Source organism: Variovorax paradoxus, from assembly GCF_040544635.1.
Taxonomy (GTDB): Bacteria; Pseudomonadota; Gammaproteobacteria; order Burkholderiales; family Burkholderiaceae_C; genus Variovorax; species Variovorax paradoxus_R.
Map to the genome: position 1 here is coordinate 172,384 of NZ_JBEPKJ010000004.1, position 25,446 is coordinate 197,829.

Consider the following 25,446-nt stretch of genomic DNA (forward strand, 5'->3'; position numbering starts at 1 on the left):
TCGAATGGGTTGAGGGGTGAAGGGCTGAATCATTCTAGGGGCCGTGTTTTCTTTTTCTATTTGCCGCGCCTGGCCATGCCTTGCAGCAAGGGGTGTGCCTGCAAGCGCTGCTGCAGCCGTTTCTTCCACGCGGCGGGCAGCGTCGATGCCTCGATCATTTCGGGCCACTGGCTGCGCGCGAGCCGCGCGGTATCTGCGACGACGCGCCGGACCAGCGGTTCGTGCAGCCCGGTCGAGAAGCAGAAGGCACGCACGTTGGCGGGCGTGAACAGGGCGGTGCGTTTGGGCGCGGCGCCTCCGCCCGCTGCGGGCAGAAGAGGGAGGGCGTGGCCGTCGACGCCCTGGAGCGCGGCATACGCCACGATGTCGTAGGCCGGTGCCAGCCGCGGCGCGGTGCCGTCCGGATAGATCACGCCGAAATTCTTCAGGTGCGCATCGGGGTTCCCGAGCAGGTCGTTCACCACAAGGCGCCGCACGAGTTCGAGCACGGCCTCTTCGCCCAGCGACGGAAAGGCGCGCATGGCAAGCGCCATGTCGAGGTAGCTGGCGCTGTACTTGTGCATCGGGTCGACGGCGAGCACCTGCGCAAAGTCTTCGAAATGAATGCGGCGCGCGCCTTCGCGGTCGAAGCGCGTCACGGCCAGGAATTCGGGTTCGTCGGGCAGCGCATAGCTGTGCTCGGCCGCAATGGCGGAGAGCGGTGCAAGCTCGGCATGGCAGATCTCGACGCCGGCCGCGCCCGCCAAGCGAAGCGAGAGCATCTCCAATTGCGGCATGTGAGGACGTCCGGCCATGGGCAGCTTGGCGATCACGCGCGTGCTTGCGCCGGCACGCGTCCGCGCCACGTAGCGCCCGCCTTGGCGCCGCAGCCCCAGCTTGGGCTGCACCCCCGACACCGAAATGCCCTGCGGCATGGGCAGCTCGACCACCGACATCTCGAGCGCGTCCTGGTCCTGGGTGATGAGCCGCTGCAGCGTGCCGCGGTCGACCGAGACCGGCCGGGCGCTCACCGCGCCGGGGAGGTCGCCGCCGCAAGCCGCGAGGAGTTCGAAATGATCGTTCTCGCGGCAGCCGCGCAATTGGGCGATGTGGCTTCGCAAGACGCCTTCAGGCAAGAGGTTCTGGAAGAAGCGCGGCAGCTGGCCGCCCTGCGCGTTGAAAAGCGGGTTCTTCACGTCGCTCCACAGGGCCGCCTGCGCCGCGGGATCGCTCGCCACCATGGAAAGCGACAGCACCTCCGCGGGCGGCGCGGCGACCAGTTCGGGCTCCGCCACGAACCGGCACAGGTCCGCGTACTGAAAGAGCTTGCCGAAGCGGCGCGTGCCCAGCGAGATCTCGAGGATCTTGACGTTCATGGCGAGCGGCGCTTGTTGGTGTATGGCGGCGGGGAGGGTGCCTGCGCGACCGCATGGCCCACACGGGTGGCAACGGGGCGGTAATCAGGATCGGCGGCCGTGCTTTCGCCGAAGCCCTTGGGCGCGAGCTGCAGTTCGAGGCCGATGGCATCGACCAGCGCCAGCAGCGACGAAAGCTGCGGGTTGCCCTTCAGGCTCAGCGCATTGCGCACCGAGCGCTCGGTCAGGCCGGAGCGCTGTGCAATTTCCGCGTTGGAAAGGCCGGCGGCGTCGCGCCGGGCCGTGAGGGCGGTGATGAGTTCCTGCTTGGTCACGGAAACATATTACCGTAAATCGCTATTTGGGAAATATATTTCCTTGCAGTGACCGTTGCCTTATCTGGGTATCAGCGTGAAGAAGGGCATGACGACGCCCATGATCCAGTTCTGCCCGAAGTCGAGCGCGGCGCGCCGGTATTTCTCGTCGGCCTGGGCGGCCAGCAGGTCGAGCCGCGCCACCACCTTCGACAACTCGCGGTCGGCCACGAGGTTGCGGCCGCGCTCGCTGATTTCGGTGGCCAGCAGCAGGGGCTGGCCGTCCGGGCCGGTTTTCGACGAGATCAGCCAGAGCGATATTTCGAAATTGCGCGCGGCGCGGTAGCTGTTCTCGGCGTTGACGCCGTCGAGCATCGTCTGGTCCCAGGTGTCGCCATTGGCTTGCTTGAGCATGGATGCCCAGCCAACGACCAATGCCGCAACCCGGTCGCCCTGGTAACCCTGGGGGCTGGTGTCGAAAGCCAGGCGGATGGCATCGATGCCGGTGGCGCCGCGCAACTCGGGCAGCGCGGGGCCCGTCAGCACTGCGTCCCAGGCGCGTTGGGCAGCCGCTTCGACGCTCGCCGCCGATTTGCGCCATTCGCGGGGATTGCGCCGGTACAACGTGGTTTGCACGCGCCGGATCGATTGCAGGTTGTCGCGCAAGGAAAGGTTGGCAATGCGGTTGGCGCTGGATTGCAACCATTCCTGGTTGGCATAAGGCTCGGCGCGCTCGGTGGAACGGGTGGCCGCACAACCGCCCAAGCCCAGCAGGGCAGCCGCTCCGGCCAGCAGGTAACCGCGGCGCGCGGTGAAGGGTAAAACCAGGGAATCGCTCATGCCCTGACGTTATCATCCACAGCTGGGGCGGCGGCCTGCTTCAAGCGGCGGGCCCGTGCAATTTTCCTTACAAATCAATACCTTGGCGCTATGCCAAGGCAGGCCGACAAGTCGTGCGTCTCAATTCCATCAAGCTTTCAGGCTTCAAGTCGTTCGCCGAACCGACCAACTTCCTGCTGCCAGGCCAACTGGTCGGCGTTGTCGGGCCCAACGGTTGCGGCAAGTCGAACATCATGGATGCGGTGCGCTGGGTGCTGGGCGAGTCGCGCGCATCGGAACTGCGCGGCGAGTCGATGCAGGACGTGATCTTCAACGGCACGACCACGCGCAAGCAGGCCAGCCGTTCGAGCGTGGAGCTGGTGTTCGACAACGCCGACCACCGCGCGGGCGGCCAGTGGAACCAGTTCGGCGAAATCGCCGTGCGGCGCGTGCTCACGCGCGACGGCACCAGCAGCTACTACATCAACAATCAGCCGGTGCGCCGCCGCGACGTGCAGGACGTGTTCCTGGGCACGGGCCTCGGCCCGCGCGCCTACGCCATCATCGGGCAGGGCACGATCAGCCGGATCATCGAGTCCAAGCCTGAAGAACTGCGCCTGTTCCTGGAAGAAGCGGCGGGTGTTTCCAAGTACAAGGAACGCCGGCGCGAAACCGAGAACCGCCTGGGCGACACGCGCGAGAACCTGACGCGCGTCGAAGACATTCTTCGCGAACTGAACGCGAACCTCGAAAAACTGGAAAAGCAAGCCGAGGTGGCCGCGCGCTACAACACGCTCCAGGGCGAAGCTACGAAGAAGCAGCACCAGCTGTGGTTCCTCAAGCGCAGCGAAAGCGACGCCGACCAGGCCAAGATCAAGGCCGATTCGGAAAAGGCGATCAACGACCTGGAGTCGCGCACGGCCGACCTGCGCCGCATCGAATCCGAACTCGAAACCGTGCGCCAGGCCCACTACGCGGCCGGCGACCAGGTCAACCAGGCCCAGGGCAAGCTCTACGAAGCCAGCGCCGAAGTCGGCCGCCTCGAAGGCGAAATCCGCTTCGTGGTCGAAGGCCGCCAGCGCGTGGAGCAGCGGCTGGTCCAGTTGCGCGAGCAAATGGGCCAGTGGGGCCGCCGCCGCGAAGAGGCCGAGGCCGAAATCGAAACGCTCGCAGGCCAGGGCGTCGATGCCGAAGAGCAAGCCGTCATGCTGGCCGCGCAACTCGAAGAGCACGACGCGCGCATGCCCGAGCTCGAGGAAGCGCAGCAGCGCGCGCAGGACGAGGCCAATGCGCAGCGCGCCGCCGTAGTGCAGATCCAGCAGCAGATTCAGGTGCTGGCCGCCGACCAGCGCAACATCGAAGACCAGAGCCGGCAGCTCACGCAGCGCGGCGAACGCCTGCGCGCCGATCAGAACGCACTGGCCGCGCCGGACGAAGCCCGCCTGCAATCCATGCAGGAAGAGCACGCCGCTGCGCAGGAAGCCGCGAGCGAAGCCGAAGCCCGTCTGCACGAGTTGCAGGAATCGGTGCCGCAGCTCGACGACGACCGCCGGGCGAAGCAGCAGGCCGTCAATACCGAGAGCGGCCGGCATGCCGAGCTCTCGGCACGGCTCGAAGCGCTGCGTGCCCTTCAGGAAAAGGTCAAGACCGACGGCAAGCTCGCGCCCTGGCTCGCCAAGCACGGCCTCGAAGGCATGCAGGGCCTGTGGAGCCGCATTCACATTGAGCAGGGCTGGGAAAACGCGCTCGAAGCGGCGCTGCGCGAGCGCCTGGGTGCGCTCGAAGTCAGCCGGCTCGACATGGTGCGCGCCTTCGGCAACGACGCGCCGCCCGCCAAGCTGGCGTTCTACAGCCCGCCCGAGGCCGGGGTGCCGGAAGGTGCCGGCACGCTGCCTCGGCTGTCGAGCCTGCTGCGCCTGAACGATGCGGGCCTGCAAGCCTTGCTGACCGACTGGCTCCACGGTTGCTACACGGCCCAGAGTTTCGAAGAAGCGCTCGCCCAGCGCGCTACGCTGAAGCCGGGCGAAGTCATCTACGTGCAAAGCGGCCACGCCGTGTTCTCGCACAGCGTGAACTTCTACGCCCCCGATTCCGAGCAGGCCGGCCTGTTGGCGCGCCAGCAGGAAATGGAAAACCTCGAGCGCCAGCTGCGCGCCCAGACGCTCATCAGCGAAGAGGCGCGCACGGCCTTGGTCCGTGCTGAAGCCGCCTACGCCGATGCCGCGCAGCGCCTTGTGACGGCGCGCCGCGAAGCGGCGGATACGCAATCCCGCGCGCATGAATTGCAGGTCGAGACGCTGCGCATGACGCAACTGGCCGAGCAGACGCGCGCGCGCAGCGAGCAACTGGCTGCCGACCTCGCCGAGGTCGATGCGCAGCTCGAGGAACTGCAGGAAAAGCGCATGGCCGCCGAAGGCCGCTTCGAAGAACTCGACATGCAGCTCGCCGATAGCCAGGAGCGCCACGCCCAGCTCGACGAGCGCGTCATCGAAGCCGGCCGTGCATTGGCCGCCAGCCGCGAACAGCACCGCAGCCTGGAGCGCCAGGCGCAGGAAGCGACTTTCTCGCAGCGCACGCTCGAAGCCCGCCGCGGCGAGCTGAGCCGCGCCATCGAAACTGCATCGCAGCAGGTGGTGGCCCTTACCGATGAAGATGAGCGCGCCAGAACCGAACTCGGCCGCCTGTCCGATGCGGCAGCCCAGGCCGGGCTGCAGGACGCGTTGGCACTCAAGCTCGAGCGCGAAGGCGCCCTGGGGGCCGCGCGCAGCCAGTACGACGACCTCACGCTGAAGCTGCGCGCCAGCGACGAGCGTCGCCTGCAGCTCGAACGCGAGCTCGATCCGCTGCGCCAGCGCATCACCGAATTCCAGCTCAAGGAACAGGCCGCGCGCCTGGGCGTGGAGCAGTACCAGCAGTTGCTCGATGACGCGGGCGCCGATCTCGAAGCCGTTGCGCAGTCGATCGAAACCGACAAGGTGCGCCTCACGGGCCTGCAAAGCGAAATCGACCGCCTGAACCGCGAAGTGGTCGCGCTGGGCGCCGTCAATCTGGCGGCACTGGACGAACTCGCCATTGCCAGCGAGCGCAAGACTTTCCTCGATGCTCAATCGGCCGACCTGAACGAAGCCATCGGCACGCTCGAAGACGCCATCCGCAAGATCGACGGCGAAACGCGCGAGCTTCTCGGGGGCACCTTCAAGATCGTCAACGAGCACTTCAGCCGCATGTTCCCCGAGCTGTTCGGCGGCGGCAACGCGCGGCTGGTGATGACGGGCGATGAAATCCTCGATGCCGGCGTGCAGGTGCTGGCGCAGCCTCCCGGCAAGAAGAACCAGACCATTCACCTGCTCTCGGGCGGCGAGAAGGCGCTCACGGCCATTGCGCTGGTGTTCGCAATCTTCCAGCTCAACCCGGCACCTTTCTGTCTGCTCGACGAAGTGGACGCGCCGCTGGACGACGCCAACACCGAACGCTATGCCAAACTCGTGACCGCCATGAGCCGCGAAACCCAGTTCCTCTTCATCAGCCACAACAAGATCGCCATGGAAATGGCTGAACAGCTGATCGGCGTCACCATGCAGGAGCAGGGCGTGTCGCGCATCGTTGCGGTCGACATGGAATCGGCCGCCTCGATGGTCGAAGCTGCTTGAGCGAGCAGCGCGCATGAGCAATCTCACTCTCGCCCTGGCCATCCTCGGTGGCCTCGTTCTCGCGGCCGTCGTGGCCTACAACACCGTCACCTCGCGCCGCAATGCGCCGCGGCAGCCCGACGCCGCCGGCGGTGAATTGTTCGATGACGATCATTCGCCGTCTTCCCCGGCCGGCGGCATGGAGCCGATGCTGCGCGTCGATCCGCACCAGATGCCGCCGGGCCAGGAGCGCCACGAACCCTTGTTCGACCCCGATTTGCCCGCGCCCGGCGCCAGCCCGCTCCCGACCGCTGAGCGGCGCGGCGGGCTCGATCCACTCATCGACGTGATCGCGCCGGTCTCGCTGGACGGGCTCGCATCGGGCGATGCGGCCATTGCGGCCATGCCGCCGACCCGTCGCGCGGGCAGCAAGCCTGTTGCCATCGAAGGCCTGAACGAGCACACCGGCCAGTGGGAGCCGCCCGTGCCCGGCCAGCGCTACAGCGCATTCCAGGTGGGCGTGCAACTCGCCAACCGCACCGGCGCGCTCAACGAGATCGAATACTCCGAATTCGTCGTCAAGGCGCAGGCCTTTGCCGATGCCGTCAACGGCGCGCTCGAGTTTCCTGAAATGCTCGACGAAGTGGCGCGTGCGCGTGAGCTCGACCAGTTCGCCAGCGCGCACGACGCCCAGCTCGGCTTCGTGCTGCGCGCGCTGCACGCGGCCTGGAGCCCCGGCTATGTACAGCAGAACGCGGCCCGGCTCGGGTTTGTGGCGGGCATCATTCCCGGCCGCATGGTGCTGCCGACCAGCGAAGTGGGGTTGCCGCCGATCCTCGGGCTCTCGTTCGACACCCAGGCCGCGCTGGCCGACGATCCGGCGCAGTCGGCCATCCGCGAGCTGAGCCTGAGCCTGGACGTGCCCCAGGTCGACCGCGCCGAGCAGCCGTTTCGCCGCATGCGCGAAGCCGCCGCCACGCTGGCGCGCGAAATGGACGGCGTGGTAACCGACAGCGACGGACAGTTGCTGCGCGAAGAAACCATGGACGTGATCGGCGCCGACCTCGAGCAGCTCTACGACACGCTCGAGTCGCGCGACCTGGCCGCCGGTTCGCCTTTGGCGCGACGCCTCTTCAGCTAGCTGATCCGATTTCTTCGGGAGACACCCATGACAACGCGCGACGAAGCGGCACGCGAAGCCGCCGCACTGAGCGAACTGCTCCACAAGCACGCCCACCTCTATTACGTGCTCGATGCGCCCGAACTACCCGACGCCGAGTACGACAAGCTGTTCCAGCGGCTGCAAGCCATCGAGGCGGAGTTTCCCGATCTCCGCACACCCGATTCGCCCACGCAGCGCGTCGGCGGCAAGGTGCTCGACGGCTTCGTGAAGGTACGCCACAAGGTGCCGATGCTGTCGATTCGCACCGAGACCGACATCACGCCCGGCGGCGCCAGCGCTTTCGACGCCCGCGTGCGCAAGGAGTTGGGCCTGCCCGAGGACGGGCCGCAGGTCGAGTACGTCTGCGAGCTCAAGTTCGACGGCCTGGCCATGAACCTGCGCTACGAGAACGGCGTGCTGGTGCAGGCCGCAACGCGCGGCGACGGCGAGGTGGGAGAAGACGTCACGCAGAACATCCGCACGGTGCGCGAGATTCCGCTGCGGCTCACCGGCAAGGCGCCCCCCGTGGTCGAAGTCCGCGGCGAGGTCTATATGAAGCGCGCCGACTTCGACGCGCTGAATGATCGCCAACGCGAGAAGATCGCGGCCGGCCAAAAGAACGAGAAGCTGTTCGTCAATCCGCGCAACGCGGCGGCCGGTGCGGTGCGCCAGCACGATCCAGCCATTACTGCGGCGCGTCCGCTGAGCTTTTTTGCCTATGGCCTCGGCGAGGTGACGCCGGCCAGCGAAGGCGGACCGGATTTTCCGACCCAGTTCGATTGGCTGCAGCAGTTCGACGCATGGGGATTCCCGGTCGCCAAGCAGACGGCGCGCGCGAGGGGTGCGATTGAATTGATTGCGTTCCACGAGAACATCGGTCGCCAGCGCGATGCCTTGCCCTACGACATCGACGGCGTCGTCTACAAGGTCGACGGCATCGAGCTGCAGCGGCAACTCGGCTTCGTTTCGCGCGAGCCGCGCTGGGCGGTGGCGCACAAGTACCCCGCGCAGGAACAATTCACCGAGGTGCTCGGCATCGAGGTGCAGGTGGGCCGCACCGGCAAGCTCACGCCGGTGGCCAAGCTTGCGCCGGTGTTCGTCGGCGGCGTAACCGTGACCAACGCCACGCTGCACAACGAGGACGAGGCCCGCCGCAAGGACGTGCGCGTGGGCGACAAGGTCATCGTGCGCCGCGCCGGCGACGTGATTCCCGAAGTGGTCGGCGTGGTGCCGGAGAGCCTGGCCAAGCCCGACGCCGAGCGCGGGCCGCTGTTCACCATGCCGCGCCAGTGCCCCGTGTGCGGATCGGAAGCGTTGCGCGAGGAAGGCGAGGTCGACTACCGCTGCACCGGCGGCCTCTTCTGCGGGGCCCAGCGCAAGGAAGCCATCCTGCACTTTGCGGCACGCCGTGCGGTCGATATCGACGGCCTCGGTGACAAGCTGGTCGAGCAATTGGTCGATGCCAACCTGATCCGCACCTTGCCCGACCTCTACAAGCTCGGCTTCACCACCTTGGCGGGCCTGGACCGCATGGCCGAGAAGTCGGCCAAGAACCTCGTCGATGCGCTCGAAGCCTCGAAGAAAACCACGTTGCCGCGCTTTCTGTTCGGGCTCGGTATCCGGCATGTGGGCGAGAGCACCGCCAAAGACATGGCCAAGCACTTCGGCAAGCTCGACGCGATCATGGACGCGACCGAGGAGCAGTTGCTCGAGGTCAACGACGTCGGCCCGGTGGTGGCGCAAAGCCTGCGCACCTTCTTCGACCAGCCGCACAACCGCGAAGTCGTCGAGCAGCTGCGCGCCTGCGGCCTGACCTGGGAAGAAGGCGAACCCGCCGCCCGGGCACCCAAGCCGTTGGCGGGACTGACCTTCGTGATTACCGGCACCCTTCCTACGCTCAGCAGGGACGAAGCGAAGGACAAACTGGAAGCGGCCGGTGCCAAGGTGGCCGGCTCCGTCAGCAAGAAGACGAACTACCTGGTTGCGGGCGAGGAAGCCGGCAGCAAGCTCGACAAGGCTCGCGAGATCGGTGTGAACGTGATCGACGAGGCGGGTATGCTGGAGATACTCGCCAACGGGGTGCCGGGCTGAAGAGTGAAAGCGTGGCGTTCTTACCGCCGGTTACGTGACTTCACATCAGCGCAGTCAACAGGGGCTACAAGCTGGCGTTGAAGACAAAAGGCTGACAAGGAGTCCCTTATGCAGAAAATTCGTGTTCTCGGTACCTGCGTCGCCATCGGCGGCTTCGCGCTGCTCGGCGGCTGCGTGGCTGTTCCTGGCGACCCTTACTACAGCGGGGGCTATTCGCAGCCGTATTACGACAACCCGGTGGTCGTTCAGCCAGCGCCCGTCTACATCGAGGGCGGCGGCTACTACGAAGGTCGCCGGCCTTACTACGGCGGGCGGCCCTATTACGGTGACCGGCCGCACTATGGCCGGCCAGGCTATCCGGCGGTGCGGCCGGGTTACCCGGTGGCGCGCCCGGGCTGGGGCGGCGGTGGCCGGCCGCCCGGTGCCGGCGCGATCGTGCCGCCGACCGGGAATACCGGCGTTTCGCCATTGCCGCAGTACCGCACGCCGCCGCCTAGCGGCCGCTCGCGGCTCTACACGTCGCCCGACTCCAAGACTCAAACGCCTCCCTGATCGGAGCGACGGCGGGCGACCCAGCCTCAGCGCACGGCTGTCGCGATAATCTCGCCATGGCCATTCGCGAAATCCTGAAAATGGGCGACCCCCGGCTGCTGCGCGTTGCGCAGCCGGTGGCTGCCTTCGACACCGACGAACTGCACCTGCTGGTGCGAGACATGTTCGAGACGATGCTTGCGGTCAACGGCGCCGGCTTGGCCGCGCCGCAGATCGGTGTCGACCAGCAACTCGTCATCTTCGGCACCGATGTCGTCAATCCCCGATACCCCGATGCGCCGCCGGTGCCCCGCACCGTGCTGCTGAATCCCGTCATCACGCCGATCGGGGAAGAGGAAGAAGAGGGCTGGGAAGGGTGCCTGTCGGTGCCGGGCCTGCGCGGCGTGGTGCCGCGCTTCTCGAACATCCGCTATACCGGCTTCGATCCGTATGGCGATCCGATCGACCGGACCGCGAGCGGCTTTCATGCGCGCGTGGTACAGCACGAGGTCGATCACCTGCTGGGCAAGCTCTACCCGATGCGGGTGCGCGATTTTTCCCGCTTCGGCTACACCGAGGTCCTGTTTCCAGGGCTCGACGCCACCGACGACGACTGATAAAAAACGGCCGGTTCATCACCGGCCGCATGCGTTCAGTTGTATTTGCCGCCCAGGCCGAAACGGCCGCCGCCGAAGAGCGCAATGGCAATCGCCGAGAACAGGAACATGCCCTGGAGCTCCAGAGCCCAGCCGCCTTGGCCGTTGAGTGAGCCCAGGTCTTTCTGGTGCACGAGCCAGATGGCCACCAGCATGTTGAGGGCAACGATCAGTGCCGCCGGCCGGGTGAACAGCCCCACGATCAACAGCACGGGAGCGAGGATCTCGCCGACGTAGACCAGGTATGCCATGGCCGCCGGCAAGCCATGGGATGCCAGCATTCCGCCGATGCCGTCGACGCCCTTGCCGACCTTCGCAATGCCGTGCAGCAGGATGAGGATGCCGAGTGCGACGCGCAGAACGAGCTTGCCGGTGTCATCGGATTTGGTCATGAGCAGATTCCTGGTGAGAGTGATTGAAGGGCCGTATGTTAGTGAATGCAGCGGGCAAGAAAAGCCCGGAGCAGGCGGCCGGTGCGGCATATGCATCCAACTGCCCGTTCTTTGGCAGAGTAGCGCGCAGCCCCGTACACTGCCTTTTGCTTGTTGTTGAGGAGAACACACCAATGAAAAACCGATTCCGTCCCGCGCTGGCCGTTGCCGCGTCTGTCGTCGCATTCGCGGCCGCCGCGCCGGCCTTCGCCGGCAAAACCCTCGATGCCGTCAAGCAGCGCGGCACCGTGAAATGCGGCGTGACGAACGGCGTAGCCGGCTTTTCCGCGCCCGATACGCAGGGCAACTGGTCGGGTCTGGACGTGGACACCTGCCGCGCCATTGCCGCCGCCGTGCTGGGCGATGCGAAAAAGGTCGACTTCGTACCGCTCAATTCGCAGCAACGCTTCTCGGCACTGCAGGCCGGTGAAATCGACATCCTCGCGCGCAACACCACGTGGACGCTCACCCGCGATGCTTCGCTCGGCTTCAACTTCACCACCATTACCTATTACGACGGCCAGGGCTTCCTGGTGCCGAAGAAGCTCAAGGTCACCAGCGCCAAGCAACTCAAGAACGCGACCATCTGCACGCAGTCGGGCACCACCAACGAGAAGAACGTGTCCGACTACTTCCGCGCGCAGAACATCCCGGTCAAGACCGTGGTGTTCGAGAGCTTCGAGGCTTCCTTCAAGGCCTTTTTCTCGGGCCGCTGCCAGGCTTTCACCACCGACGCGTCGGCGCTCGCGGGTCTGCGCAACAAGGAAGCGCCGAACCCCGACGACTACGTCATCCTGCCCGAACTGATCTCCAAGGAGCCGCTTGCGCCGCTGGTGCGCCGTGGCGACGACGAATGGTTTGCCATTGCCAAGTGGGTGCCCAACGCGCTCATCGAGGCCGAAGAGTTCGGCGTCACCCAGGCCAATGCCGATGAGCTCAAGGCCAACAGCAAGGACCCGGCGCAGCAGCGCCTGGTCGGCACCGGCGAAGACCTGGGCAAGCTGCTGGGCCTCGACAAGGATTGGTCGTTCCGCGCCATCAAGGCCGTGGGCAACTACGGGGAGATGTTCGAGCGCAACGTCGGGCCGAAATCGGTGCTCAAGCTGCCGCGCGGCTCGAACAACCTCTGGAACAAGGGCGGCCTGATCTACGCACCACCCGTTCGATGAGCCGGGAAGCCTCGCGCCGCGGCGCCTGGCTGGCCTGGGTCGTCCAGGCGCTGCTGGTACTGGCCGTCGTGGCCTGCGCCGTCTGGGTGGTGAACCATGCGCTCGAAGTCCTGCGCTCGCGCGGGGTTCGTTCGGGCTTCGACTTTCTGACCGAGCCCGCGGGTTTTTCCATCAGCGAAGGCTGGCTCGACTTCGATGCCAGCCAGCCGTTCTGGCGCGCCTTCCTGGCGGGCCTGATCAACACGGTGCGGGCGGCGGTGCCCGCCGCCATTTTCTCGGTCGTGCTCGGCACGCTGATCGGCATCGGCCGGCTCGCGCCGCACGTGCTGCTGCGCGGTATCTGTACCGCGTATGTCGAAGTGCTGCGCAATGTGCCTTTGCTGGTGCAACTGCTGATGCTGGCTTTTGCCATGGCCAATCTGCTTCCCGATCCGACCGAGCCCGTCAGGCTGATGCCGGGCGTCTGGCTCAGCAAGGGCGGCCTCAGCGTGCCCTGGCCCGCCACGGGCGAGGGCGGTTGGTGGCCGACGCACTTCGAATGGCCCGAAAAGGGCGACTTCGGCGTGAGCGGCGGCGCGGCGCTGAGCCCCGAATACGTGACCATCGTCGCGGGCCTGTCCTTTTACTCAGCGGCCTTCGTGGCGGAAATCGTGCGCGCCGGCATCCTGTCGGTGTCGCAGGGGCAGGTGCTGGCCGGGCAGGCGTTGGGGCTGACGTCGGTGCAGCAATTGCGCATCGTGATCCTGCCGCAAGCGCTGCGGGTGATCGTGCCTTCGCTCACCAACCAGCTCCTCAGCTTGACCAAGAATTCATCGCTTGCGGTGGCCGTGGGCTATCCGGAACTGGTGTCGGTGGCCAACACCACCATCGGCTCGAACGGCCGGGCCTTCGAGTGCATCGCGATCATCATGGCGGTGTACCTGCTGCTCTCTCTCATGATCTCCTTCGGCATGAACCGCTACAACGCGCGCGTCGCATTGCGAGGCTGGCGATGAGAAACATCGCGCAAGGGCCCATCGCGTGGCGCAGCGAACTTTGGGGTTCGCCGCTGCGGGCGCTGGCCACGATGCTGCTGCTTGCGTTGCTCGCGTGGGGCGGTTTCCATGCCGTCGAATGGGGCGTGGTGCACGCGGTATTCCGGCCCGACGCCGAGGCCTGCCGCGCGGTGCAGCACGGCGCCTGCTGGGGCGTGGTGGCCGAGAAGTGGCGGCCGATGCTGTTCGGCCGCTTCCCCTATGAAGAGCAATGGCGCCCGGCCATTGCGGTGGTCGTGCTGTCGGCCGTCACGGTGCTGAGCGCCCGGCCGCGCAGCTGGCGCTGGTGGCTGGTGCCGCTCTGGATCGTGGCGCTGCTGTTGTTCGCGCTGCTGATGAGCGGTGGCGTCGCCGGGCTCAGCCATGTGCCGACCAGCCGATGGGGCGGCTTGCCGCTCACCATCGGCCTTGCGGTGGTGGGCCTGGCGCTGGCCTTTCCGCTCGCGCTGCTGCTTGCATTGGGCCGTCGCTCGGGCTGGCCGGTGGTTCGCACGCTGAGCGCAAGCTACATCGAACTGGTGCGTGGCGTGCCGCTGATCTCGGTGCTGTTCATGGCCTCTTTCCTGCTGCCGCTGCTGTGGCCCGCGGGTTGGCAGCCCGATGTGCTGGTGCGCGTGCTGGCGGGCCTGACGCTGTTCGTGGCGGCCTATCTGGCCGAGATCATCCGCGGCGGCTTGCAGGCCGTACCGCGCGGACAGACCGAGGTGGCGATGGCGCTTGGCTTCGGGCGCTGGCCGGTGCAGCGGGACATCGTGCTGCCGCAGGCCTTGCGGCTCGTGGTGCCGGCGCTGACCAACAACGTGGTGGGCACGCTGAAAGACACATCGCTGGTCACGGTGGTGGGTCTGTTCGAGCTGACCGGCGCATTGGGCCTGGCCCTGGGCGGCGACCCGACCTGGCGGCCGTTCTACCTCGAGGGGTACCTCTTCATTGCGGCGGTGTACTGGGTGCTGTGCTTCGGGCTCTCGCGCTACAGCGTGTGGCTGGAGCGGCGGCTGGGAGAGGGGACGCGCTGAGCGGCCGCGCGCCGGTTTTCATCAGCCTGCCGACAGCGCCTTGTCCACCACTTGCTGCGCCTCTTCGAGGATCCGCTCCAGGTGCTGCGCACCCTCGAAGCTTTCGCCGTAGATCTTGTAGATGTTCTCGGTGCCCGAGGGCCGCGCGGCGAACCAACCATTGGCCGTGACGACCTTCACGCCGCCGATGGCCGCGCCGTTGCCCGGCGCATGGCTCAGCACGGTTTCGATCTTGTCGCCGGCCAGTTCGGTCGAATTGATCTGCTGCGGCGACAGGCTCGACAGCTTTTTCTTCTGCTCGACCGTGGCTGCCGCGTCGACGCGGTCGGACACCGGCTGGCCCAGCGCCTGTGCCAGTTCCGCATAGCGTTCGCCCGGGTCGCGCCCGGTGCGCGCGGCAATCTCGGCCGAGAGCAGGGCGGGCACGATGCCGTCCTTGTCTGTGGTCCACGCCGAGCCATCGAAGCGCAGGAAGGTCGCGCCCGCGCTTTCTTCGCCGCCGAAGCCCAGCGACCCGTCCACCAGCCCGTCGACGAACCACTTGAAGCCCACCGGTACCTCGTAGAGCTTGCGGCCGAGCCGAGCCGTGACGCGGTCGATCATCTGGCTGCTCACCACCGTCTTGCCCACGGCCGCCTGCGCCGGCCATTGCGGCCGGTGCGTGTAGAGGTAGTCGATCATCACCGCGAGGTAGCTGTTCGGCTGCATCAGGCCCGAGCTGCGCGCGACCACGCCATGGCGGTCGTGGTCGGTGTCGCAGGCAAAGGCGATGCCGAAGCGGTCTTTCAGCGCGATCAGCTTGTGCATCGCGTCGGGCGACGATGGGTCCATGCGAATGCGGCCGTCCCAGTCGAGCGACATGAAGCGGAAGGTCGGGTCGACCTCCTGGTTCAGCACGGTGAGGCGCTTGAGCTTGTAGCGCTCGGCGATGGCCGGCCAGTAGTGCACGCCGGCACCACCCAACGGGTCGACACCGAGGTCGATCTCCACGCCGCGGATGGCGTCCATGTCGAGCACTTGGGCCAGGTCTTCGATGTAGGTGTTGAGGTAGTCGTGCCGGTGTGTGGTCGAAGCGCGCAGCGCCTGCGCGAGCGGCATGCGCTTCACGCCTTCGAGCCCGTTCGCCAGCATTTTGTTGGCGGCGGCCTCGACGGCGGAGGTGATGTCGGTGCCCGCCGGGCCGCCGTTGGGCGGGTTGTACTTGAAGCCGCCGCTTTCGGGCGGATTGTGCGAAGGCGTAATCACGATGCCGTCGGCCAGCCCGGTCGTGCGCCCGCGGTTGTAGACCAGGATGGCATGCGAGACGGCAGGCGTCGGCGTGTACTCGTCGTCCTTCGACAGCATCAGCTCCACGCCGTTGGCGGCCAGCACTTCCACCGCGCTGTTGAATGCGGGCGTGGAGAGCGCATGCGTATCGATGCCCAGGAACAGCGGGCCGTCGATGCCTTTTTGCTTGCGGTAATCGGCAATCGCCTGGCTTATCGCCAGCACATGCCATTCGTTGAAAGCGTCGTCGAAAGAAGAGCCGCGGTGCCCCGATGTTCCGAAGGCCACGCGTTGGGCGGGCACCGATGGATCGGGCCGGCCCGTGTAGTAGGCCGAGATGAGGCGCGGGACATTGACGAGCAGGTCCAGCGATGCGGGCTGGCCCGCGAGGGGATTGGTCTTCTGGCTCATGTCGGGTGTTGCCGTTCGAGTTGAATCAAGTCGACAACATCATGCCGCAGGATGCGCCTGCGAACGAAACAAGCGGAAAGCCCCTCAGGAGGCCAGCGCTTCCATCAAATCCGTCTCGATGGCCAGCTGTGTCTTCTGGCCCTGCAGTTCCGGTCCGCTGATCAGGAACGTGTCTTCCACGCGCTCGCCCAGGGTCGTGACCTTGGCGAGCTGCAGGTTCAGGTGATGCCGCGCGAGCACGCGTGCCACCGAATACAGCAGCCCCGTGCGGTCGCTGGCCGAGATGTTGAGCAGCCAGCGCTGTGCCTTGTCGTCGGGCAGCAGGCTGATGCGCGGCTTGATGGGAAAGCTGCGCACACGGCGCGACACCCGTCCCACACTGGGCGGGGGCAGGGGGCCGGCTTCGGTCAGCGTTTGCGCGAGGCCCGACTCGACCATGCTGATGAGATCGCGGTAGTGGTCGGGCAGGAAAGTAGTTACAACCTGGAAGGTGTCCAGGCCGTAGCCGTTGCTGGTGGTGTGTACTTTCGCGTCAAGAATGCTGAACGACGACTGGTCGAAATAGCCGCAGATGCGCGCGAACAAATCGGGCTGGTCGGGCGTGTACACCACCACCTGCAGCCCTTCGCCCACCGGCGAAAGACGCGCCCGCACGATGGGCGGCGCCTTGGGGTCGACGGGCACGTTGGGCGGCGGCACGAAGCGCGAAAGCTGCTTGGCATGCCAGGCGATCTCGGCCGCGTCGTGGCGCATGAAGTAGCCGACGTCCAGCGTCTCCCACAGCGCCTTGTGCGCTTCGAAGCGCTGCGCATGCAAGGCAAGCTGCACCAGCGCCTCGCGCTTGCGCGATTCGACCTCGGCGTCGGGGTCGGGCATGCGCCCGCCGAGCGCGCGCAGGGTGTAGCGGTAAAGGTCTTCGAGCAGCTTGCCCTTCCAGGCATTCCACACGCGCGGCGATGTGCCGCGAATGTCGGCGATGGTCAGCAGGTACAGGGCCGTGAGGTAGCGCTCGTTGCCCACGCGCTTGGCGAAAGCGCCGATCACCTCCGGGTCGCTCAGGTCTTGCTTTTGCGCCACCTGGCTCATCACCAGGTGTTCGGCCACCAGGAATTCGATGAGCTTCGAGTCTTCGCGTGCGATGCCGTGCTGCTTGCAAAAGCGCTGCACGTCGCGCGCGCCGAGCGTGGAGTGGTCGCCGCCGCGGCCCTTGGCAATGTCGTGGAACAGCGCCGCCACGTAAAGGATCCATGGCTTGTCCCAGCCGGCCGCGAGCTGCGAGCAGAACGGGTATTCATGCGCATGCTCGGCAATGAAGAAGCGCCGCACGTTGCGCAGCACCATCAGGATGTGCTGGTCCACCGTGTACACGTGGAACAGGTCGTGCTGCATCTGGCCCACGATGCTGCGGAACACCCGCAGGTAGCGCCCCAGCACCGAGGTCTGGTTCATGAGCCTGAACGCATGCGTGATGCCGTAAGGCTGCAGCAGGATGCGCATGAAGGTCTGGTGATTGACCGGGTCGTTGCGGAACTTGCTGTCCATCACGTGGCGCGCGTTGTAGAGCGCGCGCAGCGTGCGAGCCGACAGGCCCTTCACGCCGATGGTCTTCTGGTAGAGCAGAAAGGTCTCGAGAATGGCGTGCGGCTCGCGCTCGTAGAGGTCGTCGCTCGCAATCTCGATCAGGCCGGCGCGCTCGAAGAAGCGCTCGTTGATCGGCGTGTGCTGCTCGTCCATCGGCTGCAGCCGTTCCGCGATGTTGAGCAGCAGAATCTGGTTGAGCTGCGACACCGCCTTGGCCGCCCAGTAGTAGCGCCGCATCAGCGCTTCACTCGACTTGCGCTGCGATTCGCCCTGGTAGCCGAAGCTCGCGGCCACGGCGGTCTGCAGGTCGAACACCAGGCGGTCTTCGCGCCGGTTGGCAATCACGTGCAGCCGCGCGCGAATGAGCGAGAGCAGGGCCTCGTTGCGCTTGATCTGCTGTGCCTCGAAGGGGGTTGCCAGGCCGTTCTTGGCCAGGTCGTCCCAGCGGTTGCCGAACCCGGCGGCCTTGGCCATCCAGAGAATGGTCTGCAGGTCGCGCAGGCCGCCCGGCGATTCCTTGCAGTTGGGTTCGAGCGCGTAAGGCGTGTTGTCGAACTTCTGGTGGCGGTGCCGCATTTCCTGCGACTTGGCCATGAAGAAAGCCTGCGGGTCGATGGCCCTGGTGAAGCGGCGGCGAAAAGCCACGAAGAGCTTCTTGTTGCCCGCGATCAGCCGCGATTCGAGCAGCGAGGTCTGAACCGTGACGTCTTTTTCGGCCTCGGCCAGGCACTCTTCGACTGTGCGCACGCTGGAGCCGATTTCAAGCCCCGCGTCCCAGCAGTGCCCGATGAAGGCCTCGATGCGGGCCGGATCGATTTCGCTGGCGTGGCCTTCGGGCGGCAGCAGCAACAGCACGTCGACATCGGAATACGGAAACAGCTCGCCGCGGCCGAAGCCGCCCACGGCCGCCAGCGCGAGCGAATCGCCGAAATCGGCTTCACGCCAAAGTGCGCACAAGGTCTGGTCGGCCAGCGCCGACAACTGGCGCAGCACCGTGTGCACGCTGCGCGTGGGTGCGCGTGCAAAACGCAGGGTGTCGAACAGTGCGAGCTTCTTTGCGCGATAGGCTTCGCGCAGCGTTGCTACATCGATCTTGGCTGGTTCGATCACGGCTTTTTCCTGGGCCGTGCGCCGCTCGCGCGGCTCACGTTTTCGTGGAGGTGACGAACGATGGCAGGGGCGGGCTGCCTTCCGACAGCGTGAGCACCTCGTAGCCCGTTTCGGTGACCAGCACCGTGTGCTCCCATTGCGCCGACAGCGAATGGTCGCGGGTGACGATGGTCCAGCCGTCGTACTGGCCGCCCTTGAAGTCTTCCTTCACCTCGCGCTTGCCGGCATTGATCATCGGCTCGATGGTGAAGATCATGCCGGGCTTGAGCTCTTCCAGCGTGCCCGGGCGGCCGTAATGCAGCACCTGCGGTTCTTCGTGGAAGCGCTGGCCCACGCCGTGGCCGCAAAACTCGCGCACGATCGAATAGCCCTGGCCTTCGGCAAACTTCTGGATCGCATGGCCCACGTCGCCCAGGTGGGCGCCCGGGCGCACCTGCAAAATGCCGTGCCACATGGCTTCGAAGGTGATGCTGCACAGGCGTTTGGCCGCAATGGAGGCGTCGCCGATGATGTACATGCGGCTGTTGTCGCCGAACCAGCCGTCCTTGATGACGGTGACGTCGACGTTCATGATGTCGCCCTTTTTCAAGGGCTTGTCATTGGGAATGCCGTGGCACACGACGTGGTTCACCGAGGTGCAGAGCGACTTCGGGAAGGGCACGCTGCTGGCGCCCATGTAGCCCACCGTGGCCGAGGTGGTGCCCTGCTTGACCATGTACTCGGCGGCGAGCCGGTCCACGTCGTTGGTCGTGATGCCGGGCTTGATCAGGGGCGTGAGGTAGTCCAGCACCTCGGAGGCGAGGCGGCAGGCGACGCGCATGGCCTCGATGCCTGCTGCGTCTTTGTAGGTAATGCTCATCCCGGAATTATCCCATTCAGCAAGCTAAAATTCCGGGTTAACGCGGATGACCCCAGTCAGCGGTCTTCCGCCTCGATTCTTTGATTCCCAACGCGGCCCCAAGGCCCCATCGACCGTGACGCAGCCCGCACCTCAAGCCCTTCCCGTCGTAACCATGTTCGAGGGCGGCAGCGCACTCAGCGACTTTCGCGCGCGGCAACTGCTGCCCAAGCTGCAGGCGATCGAACCGCGCATCGAGGGCATCGCCGCCCGTTTCGTGCACCTGGTGGTCACCGACGCCGCGCTCGATGCAGCCGGCCGCGACCGCTTTGCGGCGCTCCTCACCTACGGCGAGCCGTTCGTCGAAGCCCCGGCCAAGGCCGGCACCTCCGTGGTCGTGACGCCCCGCCTGGGCACCGTATCGCCCTGGGCTTCCAAGGCGACCGATATTGCCCACAACTGCGGGCTTGCCCTTCGCCGGGTCGAGCGCGTCACCCAATACCACCTGAAGCTCAAGGCCCCGCTGATCGGCAAGGCGCCCGTGCTCGAGGGCGACGTGCTGGCCGCCGTGGCCGGCCCGCTGCATGACCGCATGACCGAATCGGTGCTGGCCACCGTGGAGCAGGCGGCCAGCCTGTTCAGCGAACTGCCGGCCCAGCCGATGGCGCTGGTCGACGTGCAAGCCGGCGGCCGCGCCGCGCTGGTGGCGGCCAACACAGGTTTCGGCCTGGCGCTGGCCGAGGACGAAATCGACTACCTGGTCGAAGCCTTCACCCGCCTGGGGCGCAACCCCAGCGACGTCGAACTGATGATGTTCGCGCAGGCCAACAGCGAGCACTGCCGCCACAAGATCTTCAACGCCCAGTTCACCATCGACGGCAAGGCGCAACCCCAAAGCCTGTTCTCGATGATCCGCCACACCGAGAAAGAGAACCCGCAGCACACGGTCATCGCCTATGCGGACAACGCCTCGGTCATGGAGGGCACGACCGTCGAGCGTTTCATCCCGGCTTCGGGCTCGCAAAGCTATCAAAAAGATAGCGCACTGAGCCACGTGCTGATGAAGGTCGAAACGCACAACCACCCGACCGCCATTTCGCCGTTCCCGGGCGCCTCGACCGGCGCGGGCGGCGAGATCCGCGACGAAGGCGCCACGGGCCGCGGCTCCAAGCCCAAGGCCGGCCTGACCGGCTTCACCGTGTCGAAGCTCTGGCCGGAAGAGGGCCACTACGGCAAGCCCGAGCACATCGCCAGCCCGCTGCAGATCATGACCGAAGGCCCGCTGGGCGGCGCCGCGTTCAACAACGAATTCGGCCGGCCCAACCTGCTGGGCTATTTCCGCGAATACGAGCAAACGGTGGCGAGCGACATCGACACGGTGCAGCGCGGCTATCACAAGCCCATCATGATCGCGGGCGGCCTCGGCAGCATCGATGCCACGCAGACCAAGAAGATCCAGTTCCCGGCCGGTTCATTGCTTATCCAGCTCGGCGGCCCCGGCATGCGCATCGGCATGGGCGGCAGCGCCGCCAGTTCGATGGCGACCGGCGCCAACGCGGCGGAACTCGACTTCGACTCGGTGCAGCGCGGCAACCCCGAAATCGAACGCCGTGCGCAGGAGGTCATCAACCACTGCTGGCAACAGGGCGCGGCCAACCCGATTCTCGCGATCCACGACGTGGGCGCGGGCGGCCTGAGCAACGCCTTCCCTGAGCTGACCAACGACGCCGGCCGCGGCGCGCGCTTCGACCTGCGCGCGGTGCCGCTCGAAGAGTCGGGCATGGCGCCGAAGGAAATCTGGTGCAACGAAAGCCAGGAGCGCTACGTGCTGGCCATCGCGCCGGAATCGCTCGAACAGTTCAAGGCCTTCTGCGAGCGCGAGCGCTGCCCCTTCTCGGTGGTGGGCGTTGCGACCGAAGAACGCCAGTTGCTGGTGGCCGACGAAGGCGCCGAAGTGCAACCCGTCGACATGCCGATGGACGTGCTGCTCGGCAAGCCGCCCAAGATGCACCGCGACGTGAAGACCGTCGCGCGCAGCTTCAAGCCGCTGGACCTCACCGGCGTCGATCTGCAAAAGGCCGCCATCGACGTGCTCTCGCACCCGACCGTCGCCTCCAAGCGCTTCTTGATCACCATCGGCGACCGCACTGTGGGCGGCCTGAGCCACCGCGACCAGATGGTCGGCCCGTGGCAGGTGCCGGTGGCCGATTGCGCCGTCACGCTGGCGGACTACAAGGGCTTTGCAGGCGAAGCCATGAGCATGGGCGAACGCACGCCGCTGGCCGCGCTCGACGCGCCGGCTTCGGGCCGCATGGCTGTGGCCGAGGCCATCACCAATCTGCTGGCCGCGCCCATCGAACTCTCGCGCGTCAAGCTGTCCGCCAACTGGATGGCCGCCTGCGGCGAGCCGGGCGAAGACGCCGCGCTGTACGAGACCGTCAAGGCCGTGGGCCTGGAGCTCTGCCCGGCGCTGGGCGTGTCGATTCCGGTCGGCAAGGATTCGCTGTCGATGCGCACCCAGTGGAAAGACAGCGGCGAGGCCAGGAAGGTCACGTCGCCGGTCAGCCTGATCGTGACCGCCTTCGCCTCGCTCGCCGACGTGCGCGGCACCCTCACGCCGCAGCTCGATGCCGATGAGGCCGACACCACGCTCGTGCTCGTCGACCTGGGCCGTGGCCAGCACCGCATGGCCGGCAGCATCCTGGCGCAGACCTTGAACCAGAGCGGTGATACCGTGCCCGACCTCGACGACCCGGCGCAGATCGTCGCGCTGGTCAACGCTGTGAACGCGCTGCGCGCCGACGGCAAGATTCTTGCCCTGCACGACCGCAGCGATGGCGGCCTGTTCGCCACCGCCTGCGAAATGGCTTTTGCCGGCCATGTGGGCGTGGCGCTCAATGTCGACATGCTGGTCACCGAAGGCGACGGCATCTCCGACAGCCGCATGGAAACCGGCGACGCCAAGAACTGGGCGCAGCAAGTCAGCGCGCGGCGCGAGGAGCTCACGCTCAAGGCGCTGTTCAACGAAGAGCTCGGCATGGTGCTGCAGGTGCGCACCGCCGAGCGCAACGACGTGATGCAGGTGCTGCGCGCCCACGGCCTCAGCGCCCACAGCCATTTCGTCGGCAAGACGCGGCCCGCGAGTTCGACCATGGATGCGGGCAAGGGCAAGCTCGAAGTCTGGCGCGATGCCAAGTCGGTGTTCAGCGCCACGCTGCACGACCTGCACCAGGTGTGGGACTCGGTCAGCTGGAAGATCGCCCGCGAACGCGATAACCCCGCCTGCGCCGATGCCGAGCACGCCGCAGCCGGCGATCCTTCGGACCCCGGCCTGCACATCTTCCTCCCTCTCCCTCCGGGAGAGGGCAGGGGTGAGGGCAGCAGCCTCAACGCCCCCGCCATCCTTCAGAGCCGCCCCAAGGTCGCCATTCTTCGCGAGCAAGGCGTCAACTCGCACGTCGAAATGGCCTACGCCTTCACCGAAGCCGGTTTCGAGGCCTACGACGTCCACATGACCGACCTGCAGACGGGCAGGGCGGACCTTGCCAACTTCAAGGGCGTGGTCGCCTGCGGCGGCTTCAGCTACGGCGACACCTTGGGCGCCGGCATCGGTTGGGCGCGCAGCATCACCTTCAACCCGAAGCTCGCAGAACAGTTCAAGGCCTTCTTCGGCCGCGAAGACACCTTCGGCCTGGGCGTATGCAACGGCTGCCAGATGTTCGCCGAGCTCGCTGACATCATCCCCGGCGCCGAAGCCTGGCCGCGCTTCACCACCAACCAGAGCGAGCGTTTCGAGGCACGCCTGTCGATGGTCGAGGTGCTCGAGTCGCCCAGCATCTTCTTTGCGGGCATGGCCGGCAGCCGCTTGCCGATTGCCGTGGCGCATGGCGAGGGCTATGCCAACTTCAAGCACCGCGGCGACGCAGCCAAGGCCATTGCGGCGATGCGCTTCGTGGACAACCACGGCAAGCCTACCGAGCAGTACCCGTTCAACCCGAACGGCAGCGCGGGCGGCCTGACCTCAGTCACCACGCCAGACGGCCGCTTCACCGCCGTGATGCCGCACCCGGAACGCGTGTTCCGCAACATCCAGATGAGCTGGACCGGCGGCGACAAGAGCGAGCAAAGCCCCTGGATGCGCATCTGGCGCAATGCGCGCCGCTGGGTGGGGTGAAAGAAAGCGCCCGAAAAAAAAGCGGCCTTCAGGCCGCTTTTTTCATGGGGCGGGTAAAGCCGCCGGACCTTATTCGATCCTGGCCTTCGCGCGCAGCTCTTCCTGGTATTTCTGCAGGCGTTGCTGCTGCAGTTGCTGCGTGATTTGCGGCTGCACTTCTTCCATCTTCGGAAGCTGGGCCTGGCGGATGTCGTCGACGCGGATGATGTGGTAACCGAACTGCGTCTTGACGGGCGTTGCCGTGGTCTCGCCCTTCTTGAGCTTGATCATCGCTTCCGAGAACTCGGGCACGAAGCTCGCGGGGTTGGCCCAGTCGAGGTCGCCGCCGTTGGCGCCCGAACCCGGGTCCTTGCTTTGCTTCTTGGCGATGTCTTCGAACTTGGCGCCCTTCTTCAGGTCGGCCATGATTTTCTTGGCCTGGTCTTCGGTTTCGACCAGGATGTGGCGGGCCTTGAATTCCTTGCCGCCGTTGGCCGCCACGAACTTGTCGTACTCGGCCTTGACGTCGGCTTCCGACACCGCATTGGTCTTGCGGTAGTTTTCGAACAGCGCGCGGATCAGGATGGCCTGGCGGGCGAGTTCGAGCTGGTTCTTGTAGTCGTCGGTGGCGTCCAGGCCCTGCTTCTGCGCTTCCTGCATGAACACTTCGCGCGCGACGATTTCTTCGCGCAGCTGGCCCTGCATTTCCGGCGTGACCGGCCGGCCGGCGGCGGCGAGTTGCTGTGCCAGCACGTCCATGCGTGCCTTGGGCACCGGCTTGCCGTTGACGATGGCTGCGTTCTGCGCCACTGCCGCCAGAGGAATCGCACCGAGCAGCGCTGCGGCCGCAACGGCCTGCAAGAGTTGTTTTTTCATGGAATGAATATCAGGCTGGAGGGGAAATGCGCGTGTAGGAAAAAGCGCGTGAAAAAAACGGAAAAGACGAAGAGAAACGGGAGGGGGCGGGCCGCCGCAGCGAAAGCGGCGTGGCATGTAACCAATCGAACGACTCAAAGCACTTCGATGGCAATGGCGTGCAGACCCTGCGCGATAAAAACCTGGAGGGCATCATACACAAGGCGATGGCGCGCCACACGGGGTTTCCCGGCGAAGAGGGGGGAGGCGATACGCACGCGAAAGTGGGTGCCGTACCCCTCCGCGTTGGCGCCCGCATGGCCTGCGTGGGCGCTGCTCTCGTCGATCACTTCGAGCTCCGTGGGCTGCAGCGCTTCGCGCAGCGCCGCTTCGAGGGCGTGCGCCGTCGGCAGGGGATGGGTTGTGGCGGTGCTCATTGGATGACCTTCGTGCTTTGCACTGCGGTGCGCGCTTGCTTGGGGCGGCCCGGCGCGGCGCTCATGCGGCGGGCTTGTCGTCGCTCTTGAGGTGCGGCGATATGTACAGGCCTTGCGCCACCAGGAACACGATGGGGAACACATAGCCCCAGAGCTTGAAGTTGACCCAGGCCTCGGTGGTGAAGTACGCCGCCACGTAGCCGTTGATTGCGGCCATGAAAAGGCAATAGCCGATCCACGCCACATTGAGGCGGCCCCAGATGCGGTCCGGCAGTTGCAACTGCGAGCCCAGCAGCATCTTGAGAAAGTTCTTCTTCAGCGCCCAGAGCGCGACGGCCAGCGCCACGGCCATTGCGCCGTAGAGAACCGTGGGCTTCCACTTGATGAAGCGGTCGTCATGCAGCACCAGTGTGAGCGTGCCGAACAAAAGAATCAGCACCAGCGTGGCCTTCTGCATGGCCTGCAGCTTGCGGTCCAGCGCATAGATGATGCCCATCTGCACCACGGTGGCGCCCATCAGCACGGCGGTGGCCGTGTAGATGTCGGCCATCTTGTAGGCGCCGAAGAAAAGCAGGATCGGAAAAAAGTCGAGGATCAGTTTCATGCGCT

General features: G+C 66.1%; 19 protein-coding genes. 9 read left to right on the top strand and 10 right to left on the bottom strand.

Features of this window, described 5'->3' with window-relative positions; genetic code table 11:
• Nucleotides 1-56 precede the first annotated feature (56 nt).
• The 3 genes from ABIC94_RS08515 to ABIC94_RS08525 are packed head-to-tail and all read right to left on the bottom strand — an operon-like array spanning nucleotide 57 to nucleotide 2,488.
• A complete protein-coding gene (locus ABIC94_RS08515) occupies nucleotides 57-1,355 on the bottom strand; it encodes a type II toxin-antitoxin system HipA family toxin (protein ID WP_354372581.1) in 1,299 nt (432 codons plus the stop codon).
• Entirely contained in the window at nucleotides 1,352-1,669 is a 318-nt protein-coding gene (locus ABIC94_RS08520; RefSeq protein ID WP_354372582.1) for a helix-turn-helix domain-containing protein, read from the bottom strand. The genes ABIC94_RS08515 and ABIC94_RS08520 overlap by 4 nt, the downstream gene beginning before the upstream one ends.
• 60 nt (nucleotides 1,670-1,729) lie before the next feature.
• Complete coding sequence (locus tag ABIC94_RS08525; RefSeq protein ID WP_354372583.1) at nucleotides 1,730-2,488, bottom strand: hypothetical protein; 759 nt, start codon at nucleotides 2,486-2,488, stop codon at nucleotides 1,730-1,732.
• Between the two features lie 113 nt (nucleotides 2,489-2,601).
• On the opposite strand from ABIC94_RS08525, the gene smc reads away from it, so the two are divergent.
• From smc to def, 5 genes are all read left to right on the top strand, one after another.
• Entirely contained in the window at nucleotides 2,602-6,117 is a 3,516-nt protein-coding gene (gene smc, locus ABIC94_RS08530) for a chromosome segregation protein SMC (RefSeq protein WP_354372584.1), read from the top strand.
• Between the two features lie 13 nt (nucleotides 6,118-6,130).
• A complete protein-coding gene (locus ABIC94_RS08535; RefSeq protein WP_354372585.1) occupies nucleotides 6,131-7,237 on the top strand; it encodes a cell division protein ZipA C-terminal FtsZ-binding domain-containing protein in 1,107 nt (368 codons plus the stop codon).
• 27 nt (nucleotides 7,238-7,264) lie between these two features.
• Nucleotides 7,265-9,349, top strand: a complete 2,085-nt coding sequence (gene ligA, locus ABIC94_RS08540) for an NAD-dependent DNA ligase LigA (RefSeq protein ID WP_354372586.1) — start codon at nucleotides 7,265-7,267, stop codon at nucleotides 9,347-9,349.
• A 108-nt stretch (nucleotides 9,350-9,457) separates the two neighbouring features.
• Nucleotides 9,458-9,901: a hypothetical protein gene (locus ABIC94_RS08545; RefSeq protein WP_354372587.1), complete on the top strand. Its 444-nt coding sequence runs from the start codon at nucleotides 9,458-9,460 to the stop codon at nucleotides 9,899-9,901.
• Nucleotides 9,902-9,957: 56 nt separating this feature from the next.
• Nucleotides 9,958-10,497, top strand: a complete 540-nt coding sequence (gene def, locus ABIC94_RS08550; protein ID WP_354372588.1) for a peptide deformylase — start codon at nucleotides 9,958-9,960, stop codon at nucleotides 10,495-10,497.
• 35 nt (nucleotides 10,498-10,532) lie between these two features.
• Here def and ABIC94_RS08555 read toward each other — a convergent pair whose 3' ends face one another.
• Nucleotides 10,533-10,928 carry a DoxX family protein gene (locus tag ABIC94_RS08555; RefSeq protein WP_354372589.1) on the bottom strand — a complete coding sequence of 132 codons (396 nt, stop codon included), beginning with the start codon at nucleotides 10,926-10,928 and terminating at the stop codon, nucleotides 10,533-10,535.
• Between the two features lie 173 nt (nucleotides 10,929-11,101).
• On the opposite strand from ABIC94_RS08555, the gene ABIC94_RS08560 reads away from it, so the two are divergent.
• The 3 genes from ABIC94_RS08560 to ABIC94_RS08570 are packed head-to-tail and all read left to right on the top strand — an operon-like array spanning nucleotide 11,102 to nucleotide 14,186.
• Nucleotides 11,102-12,136, top strand: coding sequence for an amino acid ABC transporter substrate-binding protein (locus tag ABIC94_RS08560; RefSeq protein ID WP_354372590.1), 1,035 nt, complete (start codon nucleotides 11,102-11,104; stop codon nucleotides 12,134-12,136).
• Nucleotides 12,133-13,131: an amino acid ABC transporter permease gene (locus ABIC94_RS08565; RefSeq protein WP_354372591.1), complete on the top strand. Its 999-nt coding sequence runs from the start codon at nucleotides 12,133-12,135 to the stop codon at nucleotides 13,129-13,131. Before ABIC94_RS08560 ends, ABIC94_RS08565 begins: the two co-directional genes overlap by 4 nt.
• The gene (locus tag ABIC94_RS08570) at nucleotides 13,128-14,186 is read left to right on the top strand and encodes an amino acid ABC transporter permease (protein ID WP_354372592.1); all 1,059 of its coding nucleotides are present in this window, start codon (nucleotides 13,128-13,130) and stop codon (nucleotides 14,184-14,186) included. Before ABIC94_RS08565 ends, ABIC94_RS08570 begins: the two co-directional genes overlap by 4 nt.
• A gap of 21 nt (nucleotides 14,187-14,207) precedes the next feature.
• Here ABIC94_RS08570 and pgm read toward each other — a convergent pair whose 3' ends face one another.
• From pgm to map, 3 genes are all read right to left on the bottom strand, one after another.
• Nucleotides 14,208-15,863 (bottom strand): phosphoglucomutase (alpha-D-glucose-1,6-bisphosphate-dependent), encoded by a 1,656-nt coding sequence (gene pgm / locus ABIC94_RS08575; RefSeq protein WP_354372593.1) that lies wholly within the window; start codon nucleotides 15,861-15,863, stop codon nucleotides 14,208-14,210.
• Nucleotides 15,864-15,947: 84 nt separating this feature from the next.
• The gene (locus ABIC94_RS08580; RefSeq protein ID WP_354372594.1) at nucleotides 15,948-18,554 is read right to left on the bottom strand and encodes a [protein-PII] uridylyltransferase; all 2,607 of its coding nucleotides are present in this window, start codon (nucleotides 18,552-18,554) and stop codon (nucleotides 15,948-15,950) included.
• Nucleotides 18,555-18,588: 34 nt separating this feature from the next.
• On the bottom strand, nucleotides 18,589-19,413 hold the full coding sequence (gene map / locus ABIC94_RS08585) for a type I methionyl aminopeptidase (RefSeq protein ID WP_354372595.1): 825 nt from the start codon (nucleotides 19,411-19,413) through the stop codon (nucleotides 18,589-18,591).
• Between the two features lie 154 nt (nucleotides 19,414-19,567).
• Here map and purL point away from each other — a divergent pair, with 154 nt between their 5' ends.
• Complete coding sequence (gene purL / locus ABIC94_RS08590) at nucleotides 19,568-23,566, top strand: phosphoribosylformylglycinamidine synthase (protein WP_354372769.1); 3,999 nt, start codon at nucleotides 19,568-19,570, stop codon at nucleotides 23,564-23,566.
• Nucleotides 23,567-23,635: 69 nt separating this feature from the next.
• Here purL and ABIC94_RS08595 read toward each other — a convergent pair whose 3' ends face one another.
• The 3 genes from ABIC94_RS08595 to ABIC94_RS08605 all read right to left on the bottom strand — a co-directional run bounded on the left by ABIC94_RS08595 (nucleotide 23,636) and on the right by ABIC94_RS08605 (nucleotide 25,441).
• Nucleotides 23,636-24,421, bottom strand: coding sequence for a peptidylprolyl isomerase (locus ABIC94_RS08595; RefSeq protein WP_354372596.1), 786 nt, complete (start codon nucleotides 24,419-24,421; stop codon nucleotides 23,636-23,638).
• A 134-nt stretch (nucleotides 24,422-24,555) separates the two neighbouring features.
• Complete coding sequence (locus ABIC94_RS08600; RefSeq protein WP_354372597.1) at nucleotides 24,556-24,837, bottom strand: BolA family protein; 282 nt, start codon at nucleotides 24,835-24,837, stop codon at nucleotides 24,556-24,558.
• 61 nt (nucleotides 24,838-24,898) lie between these two features.
• Entirely contained in the window at nucleotides 24,899-25,441 is a 543-nt protein-coding gene (locus ABIC94_RS08605) for a septation protein A (RefSeq protein ID WP_354372598.1), read from the bottom strand.
• Nucleotides 25,442-25,446 lie beyond the last annotated feature (5 nt).